Annotated in this window: 7 protein-coding genes; all 7 read left to right on the top strand. The window is 69.3% G+C overall.

Annotation, left to right across the window (positions count from 1 at the left end; translation table 11 throughout):
• A partial coding sequence (locus tag AC1DBQ_RS19150; protein ID WP_476930016.1) for a glutamate ligase domain-containing protein occupies positions 1-777 on the top strand: 777 nt, incomplete at its 5' end.
• A gap of 6 nt (positions 778-783) precedes the next feature.
• Positions 784-2,397 (top strand): UDP-N-acetylmuramoyl-tripeptide--D-alanyl-D-alanine ligase, encoded by a 1,614-nt coding sequence (locus AC1DBQ_RS19155; protein ID WP_476930017.1) that lies wholly within the window; start codon positions 784-786, stop codon positions 2,395-2,397.
• Positions 2,394-3,503, top strand: a complete 1,110-nt coding sequence (gene mraY / locus AC1DBQ_RS19160; protein WP_476930018.1) for a phospho-N-acetylmuramoyl-pentapeptide-transferase — start codon at positions 2,394-2,396, stop codon at positions 3,501-3,503. Before AC1DBQ_RS19155 ends, mraY begins: the two co-directional genes overlap by 4 nt.
• Positions 3,485-5,086 carry a UDP-N-acetylmuramoyl-L-alanine--D-glutamate ligase gene (gene murD, locus AC1DBQ_RS19165; RefSeq protein WP_476930019.1) on the top strand — a complete coding sequence of 534 codons (1,602 nt, stop codon included), beginning with the start codon at positions 3,485-3,487 and terminating at the stop codon, positions 5,084-5,086. The genes mraY and murD overlap by 19 nt, the downstream gene beginning before the upstream one ends.
• A gap of 2 nt (positions 5,087-5,088) precedes the next feature.
• A complete protein-coding gene (gene ftsW / locus AC1DBQ_RS19170) occupies positions 5,089-6,648 on the top strand; it encodes a putative lipid II flippase FtsW (protein ID WP_476930020.1) in 1,560 nt (519 codons plus the stop codon).
• Between the two features lie 9 nt (positions 6,649-6,657).
• A complete protein-coding gene (locus AC1DBQ_RS19175) occupies positions 6,658-7,812 on the top strand; it encodes a UDP-N-acetylglucosamine--N-acetylmuramyl-(pentapeptide) pyrophosphoryl-undecaprenol N-acetylglucosamine transferase (protein WP_476930021.1) in 1,155 nt (384 codons plus the stop codon).
• A 4-nt stretch (positions 7,813-7,816) separates the two neighbouring features.
• On the top strand, positions 7,817-9,058 hold a 1,242-nt coding region (murC, locus tag AC1DBQ_RS19180), incomplete at its 3' end, for a UDP-N-acetylmuramate--L-alanine ligase (protein ID WP_476930022.1).

Raw genomic sequence — 9,058 nt, forward strand, 5'->3', positions numbered from 1 at the left:
AGTACTGCCAGCGGCCCCGCGGAAGCCGGCCGCACCGCCGATTGGACCGTGGTCCGGACCACGCCGCGGGGACTCGGCTCCGACTTCGTCCTCCGCCACCGCKACGGCGCCGAGCTGCGCGTCCACACCGGCCTGCCGGGAAGCTTCAACGTCGCCAACGCAGCCCTGGCCACCGTCATGGTGCTCGCCGGAGGGCACGAGCCCGCCGCCGTGCAGGCCGCCCTCGACGCCGGCGACCCCTTCACGGTTGCCGTGCCCGGCCGGATGCAGCTCGTGTCCACKGCACCGGCGGCCGTGGTGGACTTCGCCCACAACCCCGACGCCCTGGAACGGGCCCTCGAGGCCGTCCGGTCCCCGGAACCCGGGTCCAAAGTGATCATCGTCTTCGGCGCCACCGGACAGCGCGACCAAAGCAAGCGGCCCGCCATGGGGGCCATCGCGGCCCGGYTGGCCGACATCGTGATTGTCAGCGACGACGACCCCCACGACGAGGACGCGGCGGCCATCCGCCAGGACGTCCTCGCCGGCGCCCTGGCGGCCAAGGACAGCGAAGGCCTGGACTGCACCGTCCTGGAGGTTTTCCCGCGCGACGCCGCCATCCTGAAGGCCGTAGAGCTCGCCGGAGCCGGGGACACCATCCTCGTCGCCGGCCGGGGCCACGAGGTCTGGCAAGAGGTCAAGGGCGTCAACCTGGCCCTGGATGACCGGGTGGAGCTCCGGAACGCCTTGACAGCACGGGGATTCACCGTTCTTGAAGACCACCGGATAGAGTCCTAAACCGAGATGATTGCACTTACAGCGGCGGAAATCGCCGACATAACCAACGGCCGGCTGGCCGCGGAACCGGGCCTTACCCCCGCCTCCGTGGTAACCGACTCCCGCGAGGCCACGGCGGGTTCCCTCTATGTGGCCAAGCCCGGGGAGAGCGCCGACGGGCACGACTTCGTCGGGGCAGCCTTTGACCGGGGCGCCGTCCTTGCGCTCGTGGAGCGCGAGGTCGCCGACGCCGCCGGGACAAGCTACCCGGCAGTCGTCGTCGAGGACGCCGTCCTTGCCATGGGCGCCMTGGCCGCTGAATCMGTCCGCCGGATCCGCGCCCACCGCGCAGCCGCCGGMGCCGCGTTCACCGTGATTGGCATCACGGGATCGGCCGGCAAGACCACCACGAAGGACCTGCTGGCCGGCATCTTCGCCGCGTCCGATGCCGACGGCGCCACCGTCGCGCCGCAGGGGTCGTACAACGGCGAGGTGGGCGTGCCCCTGACCGTTTTCAAGGCCGATTTCGGCACCCGCTACCTCGTCATTGAGATKGGCGCCACGGGCATCGGCCACATCCGGTACCTCGCGGACATGGTCCGGCCGGAGATCGGCGTGGTCCTCGGCGTCGGCTCCGCCCACGCCGGAGAATTCGGCGGCATCGACAACATCGCCGTCGCCAAGGGTGAACTCGTGGAGGCGCTCCCTGCCGAAGGCACAGCCGTGCTGAACCTCGACGACGCCCGCGTCGCCGCGATGGCCGCCCGGACCCGGGCCCGTGTGCTCGGCTACACCTCCCGCGCCGCCGGCCTAGGCCAGGACAACAGCAGCGGCCAGGACAACGGCAGCCAGCCGGACGTGGCCCCAACCGATGTGGTCAGGGCCGAGGGCATCGATCTGAATGCCGAGGGCCACCCCGAGTTTGAGCTCTACCTGCCCGGCGACAGCGCCCCGCAGGAACCAGCACAGCAGGGCACAACACAGCAGGGGATCAGCCGGTACCACGTCAGCGCCAAGCTGATTGGTGCCCATCACATCGCCAACCTCCTCGCGGCGGCGGCCGCGGCGCACGCCGCCGGCATCCCCGGCGCGCAGATCGCCGCCTCACTCAGCGCCMAGACCGCCGCCAGCCGGTGGCGGATGGAACGCACGGAGCGCCCCGACGGCGTGACCGTMATCAACGATGCCTACAACGCGAACCCGGAGTCGATGCGCGCGGCGCTGCGGACGCTGGCCGAGCTGGGCCGCGGCCGCCGCACCTGGGCGGTCCTGGGCGCCATGCTGGAGCTTGGCCCGGACTCCATCCGCGAGCACATGACGGTCGGCACCCAGGTGGTGCGGCTCAACATCTCCCGTCTCGTGGTGGTGGGCCGGGAGGCCCGCTCGCTCTATGTCTCTGCCGTCAACGAAGGCTCCTGGGGCGATGAATGCGTTTTCGCCGAGACTGCGGACGAGGCCTACGACCTTCTCCAGGCCGAGCTCCAACCKGGTGACCTGGTCCTGTTCAAGTCCTCGAACGGCATCGGGCTGCGGCACCTGGGGGATCGGATAGCATTACCTCCACAAGCCCCCAAGACCTCTCCCGAGCGACCTGCCGAGGGACCTGCCGCAACCGCCACCGAAGGGAGGGCACAGCTGTGATTGCACTGCTGATGKGCGCTGGAATGGCCCTGCTCCTCGCGTTTGCGGGCACCCCGCTGTTTATCCGGTTCCTGGTCCGCAAGGGCTACGGACAGTTCATCCGGGACGACGGACCCACCTCGCACCACACCAAGCGCGGCACGCCCACCATGGGCGGCGCCGTCGTGGTTCTGGCGGTCCTCGTCAGCTACGGGCTGACGCACCTGGTCATGTGGCTGATGAACCCACACTCCCCGGGGCCGAGCGCTTCCGGGCTGCTGCTGCTGTTCCTCATGGTGGGCATGGGCCTGGTCGGGTTCCTGGATGACTTCATCAAGATCACCAAGCAGCGCAGCCTCGGACTGAACGCCAAGGCCAAGCTGATCCTCCAGGCGGCGGTCGGCATTATTTTTGCCATCCTGGCGCTGAACTTCCCGAATGCCGMCGGCCTGACGCCGGCTTCCACCCAGATCTCGCTGGTGCGCGACATCCCGTGGCTCAACCTGGCCTTCGCCGGCACGGTAATGGGCGCCATCCTCTTTGTCCTRTGGTCCAACCTGATCGTCACCGCCGCAACCAACGGCGTGAACCTCACCGACGGCCTCGACGGACTGGCCGCMGGCGCCTCGGTGATGGTGTTCGGGGCATACACGCTCATGGGCATCTGGCAGAGCAACCAGGCGTGCGGCTCCCCGCGRCAGGCCGGCGGCGGCTGCTACTCGGTCCGCGACCCCATGGACCTGGCCCTGCTGGCAGCCATTCTCAGCGCGGCAATGGTCGGTTTCCTCTGGTGGAACACCTCCCCGGCGAAGATCTTCATGGGCGACACCGGGTCCCTGGCCATCGGCGGCGCMGTCGCGGCCTTCGCCATCCTGTCCCGGACCGAGCTGCTGCTGGCCTTCATCGGCGGGCTCTTCGTCCTCATCACGCTCTCGGTCATCATCCAGGTGGGCTACTTCAAACTCACCAAGGGCAAACGCTTCTTCAAGATGGMACCGCTGCAGCACCACTTCGAACTCAAGGGCTGGGCCGAAGTCACCGTGGTGGTCCGGTTCTGGATCCTGTGCGGCCTGTTTGTCGCCGCCGGCCTTGGCATTTTCTACGCTGAATGGGTGGTGCTCCTGTGACCGGTCCTATCCCCGTCCCGCTCACCACTTCACGCCGGCTGCAGGAGCTCACCACCTGGGACTCCGACTGGGCCGGCCTGCGCGTCGTGGTCACCGGGATCGGCGTCTCCGGCTTCGCCGCCGCCGACACCCTGATCGAGCTCGGCGCCCGGGTGGTGGTGGTTGACGCCGCCACGAGCCCCAAGGCGCTGGCCCAGGCTGACACCCTGCGGATCGTCGGCGCGGCCGACGTCCTGCTGGGCGACGAGGCGGTGGAATCCGTTCCGAAGATCKACGGGCAGAAGCCGGACCTCGTGGTCACCTCGCCGGGCTGGCGCCCGGACCAGGCCCTGCTCGCCGCCGCGGCGCGGGCCCACATCCCGGTGTGGGGCGACGTCKAACTCGCCTGGCGGCTCCGCGAACGCAAGGGCCGCAAGACGGCCGACTGGCTGACCATCACCGGCACCAACGGCAAGACKACCACGGTCGGCCTGACCGAGTCCATGCTCCAGGCTGCCGGGCTCAAGGCGATCGCCGTCGGCAACGTMGGGACCCCCATCCTGGACGCGCTMCGCGACCCCGTGGACTACGACGTCYTTGCCGTCGAACTCTCCAGCTTCCAGCTGCACTGGAGCCACTCCATATCGCCGGTGGCCAGCGTGTGCCTCAACGTCGCCGAAGACCACGTGGACTGGCACGGTTCCTACGCCTCCTACCTGGCGGACAAAGCCAAGGTCTACGAGAACACGCAGAAGGCCTGCATCTACAACGCCGAGCAGATCGAGACCGAACGCATGGTCGAGGACGCCGATGTTGTGGAGGGCTGCCGGGCCGTCGGCTTCACCACGCTGACGCCGGCCGTCAGCATGCTCGGCGTCGTCGAAGGGCTCCTGGTGGACCGCGCGTTCATCGCCGAACGCAAGGACAGCGCAGCCGAACTTGCCTCCACCGCCGACCTCGGCACGGTGGCTCCGCGCCACATGGTGGCCAACGCGCTGGCGGCGGCAGCCCTGGTCCGCGCCTACGGGGTGGAGCCGCAGGCGGTCCGCAAGGGCCTGCTGAACTACCTCCCGGGCGACCACCGGATCCAGCTCGTGGCCCGCCACGAGGGTGTGCTCTGGATCAATGATTCCAAGGCCACCAACCCGCACGCCGCCGCCGCGTCGCTGTCCGCATTCCACAACGTGGTGTGGATCGCCGGAGGGCTTTCCAAGGGCGTGAACTACGATTCCCTGATCCAAGAGCACGCCAACCGGCTCAAAGCCGTGGTCCTGATCGGTGCGGACTCCAGCGATCTGMAKGCCGCCCTGAAGCGACACGCTCCGGATGTCCCCGTGATCGGGCCGACGAAGGGCGAGACTGAAGACGTGCAGACTGCCGGAACGGCCAAAGCCGACGCAGGCCCTTCGCCGATTTTCAGCGAGACTGTGATGGCCCAGGCCGTTGCCTCGGCGGCGCAGCTGGCCGMCTCCGGTGACACTGTGCTGCTGGCGCCGGCGGCTGCTTCCATGGATCAGTTCTCTTCCTATGCTCACCGTGGCGATGCCTTCATCGAGGCTGTCCGCGAGCTCGTGGAAGGGCAGGCTCAGACCAGCGAGGAGTAACAATGGTCAGCACGCCCACACGCACGACGGCGGCTCGGGCCGCCGCAGGCGGGGCAGCCAGTGGCAAGTCCGCCGGCAGCGGCACCCTCCCGGTGCCCGCCGGGACACCGTCCCGCAAGCCCGCAGTCACTCCCGCRGCGAGGGTGCGGGCCTGGTACCGCCGATTCTGGTCCGCGCTGGAAGGCAACGGCAAGTCCCGCAACGGATCCACGTACTACCTGATCYTCGGCTCCACCCTGGCACTGACGGCTATCGGCATCATGATGGTCCTCTCCGCCTCCAGCGTCGAAGCCATCGCGGMGGGGGAGTMACCCTACTCCGCCGCGCTCAAGCAGGGCGGATTCGCCGMGATTGGCGTCTTTGCGATGTTTGTCCTCTCGCGCGTCAACGTCGTCTGGCTCAGGCGCTTCGCGTGKCCGGTCATATTCCTGGCCGTTGCCCTGCTGGGCTTGGTCCTCCTGGTAGGCCGCAGCGCCTTGGGCAACCAGAACTGGATCGACGTCGGCCCGTTCACCTTCCAGCCCTCCGAAGCAGCCAAACTGGCGCTGGCGCTCTGGATGGCCACGGTGCTTGACCGCAAAGCCAAGCTCCTCCACGAGTGGCGCCATGCGCTCATTCCCGTCGCGGTTCMGGGGGCTGCGGTAGTCCTGGGGCTCATCMTCGCCGGAAAYGACCTCGGCACGGCGATGATCGTGATGATCATCGTGGCGGCCGCGCTGTTCYTCGCCGGCGTCCGGCTCTACCTCTTTGMGATTGCMGGAGCGGCGCTGGCCGTTTTCACGACGATCCTTGCCGTCACCAACCCGAACCGCATGTGCCGCATCCTGTCATGGACCGGCCAGACCTGCGCCGACGGCTCCGACTTGAACTACCAGTCGACCAACGGCCTGTACGGGCTCGCCTMCGGCGGCTGGTTCGGCGTCGGACTCGGCCAGAGCCGGCAGAAGTACAGCTGGATCCCCGAAGCCCACAACGACTTCATCTTCGCGATCATCGGTGAGGAACTCGGACTCGTCGGGACACTCGTCGTCCTGGTCCTCTTCGCCATCCTCGGCACCGCCATCTACCGCGTGGTCGTCGCACAGCACGATATTTTCCACCGCGTCCTGGCCGGGGCCATCATGGTCTGGCTCCTGGGCCAGGCGAGCGTCAACATGGCCGTGGTCACGGGGCTGGCGCCGGTGATCGGTGTCCCCTTGCCGTTCATCTCCTACGGCGGCTCGGCCCTGCTGATGTCGCTGTGCGCCATCGGCGTCGTCCTGTCCCTGGCCCGGGCCCAGATGGACCCGGGCATGCAGCCCAAGAAGATGCTCAGGTTCGGCCCGGCCGCCTTCGCAAATTCGGTGCGGCGCGCCCGCGCTGCCCGGTCGGCCACCAAGGCATCCAGCCAGGGYGCCGCGCGTCCGGCCGCKAAGGCCGCCGGAAAATCACCCGCGAACGCCAAGCCGGGCAGCACAAGGAACCCGGCGCGGAGTGCACCCCGGAACCCTTCTCCCAAAAACCCTGCACCCAAGAACACCGCCCCCAAGACACCCGTCCCCAAGAACCGCACGAAAGCGTAACAGCMCTTCATGAACACCGAGTCGCCTTTGTCCGTGGTCCTTGCCGGCGGCGGAACCGCCGGTCATATCAGCCCGCTGCTGGCCATCGCCGGCGCCCTCCGCCAGTCCCGGCCGGAGGTGCAGCTCCTGGCCGTCGGCACCCCCGGCGGGATGGAAGCACGGCTGGTCCCGGCAGCCGGGCTGKATCTGGCCACGATCAGCCGGGTTCCGCTCCCGCGCAGGCCCTCCGTGGACCTGCTCCGGCTCCCCGGCCGGATGGCCGGCGCCGTGAAGCAGGCGGGCACCATCCTGGACGAGGCCGGGGCCGACGTCCTGGTAGGCGTCGGCGGCTACGTGTGCACGCCGATGTACCTCGCGGCCCGGCGCMGGAAGATCCCGATCGTGGTCCACGAGGCGAACACCCGCCCCGGCCTGGCGAACCGGGTCGGCGCCCGCCTTGGAGGCCACGTGGCGGTTGCCTTCGCCGCGACCAAACTCGGCCGCGCCCGGCACGTGGGCATGCCGATGCGTCCGGAGATTTCGGGCCTGGACCGCGCTGCTGGGCGGGCCGCGGCCCGGCTGGCGCTCGGGCTGGACCCGGACAAACCGACGCTGATCGTCACGGGCGGCTCCTCGGGCGCCCAGAGCATCAACCGGTCCCTCGCCGCGGCGGTCGGGGCCCTCGCCGTGGCCGGCGTGCAGACCCTGCACATCACCGGCCGCGGCAAGTCCGTGCACGACGCCGACGGCAAACCGCTCGAGGCTGCCGGCTACCGGCAGGTCGAATACGTGGACKGCATGGAAACCGTGTACGCCGCGGCGKACCTGCTGCTGGCCCGGGCCGGCGCCGCCACGGTATGCGAGGTCGCCGCCGTGGGAGTCCCCGCCGTCTTCGTCCCCCTGCCCATCGGCAACGGCGAGCAGGCACTGAACGCCGAGGGCCTCGTCGCCGCCGGTGGCGCCTTGATCGTGGACGACAAAGCATTCTCCGCCGACTGGATCCGCGACAACATCATCCCCCTGCTGCTGGACAAGGACAGGCTGGCCCGGATGGCCGCCAGMTCCGAAAGCCTCGGCATCCGGGACGCGGACCGGCGCATGGCCGATCTCGTCCTCGAGGTCGCGACGTTGAATCAGCACAGCAGGAACCAGCACGGCATGAACCAGCACAGCAGGAAGCGGTAAAGCTATGACCCAGCCCCAACACKGCACGCCTTCCCTGGCATCGCTCGGCCGCGTGCACTTCATCGGCATCGGCGGCGTCGGCATKTCCGCCGTCGCCCGCATCATGGTGGCCCGCCGCATCCCGGTGAGMGGCTCCRACGCAAAGGCGCTCCCGGTCATGACCGACCTCGCAGCCGTCGGTGCCCGGATCGCCGTCGGCTACGCGCCCGGCAACCTTGGCGACGCCCAGACAGTGGTCGCCGGCTCCGCGATCCGGCCCGACAACCCCGAACTCGTCGCCGCCCGAGCCGCCGGGATCCCCGTGCTGCACCGCTCCGAGGCCCTGGCCGCCACCATGKCGGACGACACCGTGGTGGCGGTCGCCGKAACCCACGGAAAGTCCACCACGACGTCCATGATCACCGTGCTGCTGCAGGGTGCAGGACTGGACCCGTCCTTCGCCATTGGCGCGAACGTTCMGGCCCTGGGCGTCAACGCCGCACACGGCACCTCCGGGATTTTCGTGGCCGAGGCGGACGAGTCCGACGGCTCCTTCCTGAACTACCGCCCGGCGATCGCCGTGGTGACCAACGTCGAGCCGGACCACCTGGACTTCTACGGCACCGCGGACGCCGTCTATGCCTCGTTCGACAGCTTCACGGCGCTGCTCCCCGCTGACGGCGTGCTGGTGGCCTGCGCGGACGACCCCGGCGCCAGGGCCCTCGCCGAACGCACCCTGGCCCGCGGCAACACCCGTGTGGTCCTGTACGGGACGGCGGCGGACGCCRCTGTCCGGCTGCACGACGCCGGACCGGGCCGGATCGGAATTACGACGGCGGCGGGCACCTTCGACGTCGAACTCCAGGTTCCGGGCCGGCACAACGCGCTCAACGCCGCCGCAGCATTCGCGGTCGCGATCGAACTCGGCGTCGCGCCGGAAACCGCTGCCGGGGCACTCGCGCACTTTTCCGGCGCCTCGCGCCGCTTCGAGTTCAAAGGGGAGGGACGCGGCATCCGCGTCTACGACGACTACGCCCATCACCCGACGGAAGTCCGCGCCGCCTTGTCCGCCGCACGGTCCGTGGCCGGGCAGCACAAAGTCCACGTGCTCTTCCAGCCCCACCTGTTCTCCCGGACCCGCGAATTCGCCCGCGATTTCGCCGAGGCGCTCAACACGGCGGACACGGCCCTGGTCCTGGACATCTACCCGGCCCGGGAAGATCCCATTCCCGGCGTCACCAGCGGGCTGATCGCCGAACACCTGGGC

This window comes from Arthrobacter sp. 10T413_2 (genome assembly GCF_056394205.1).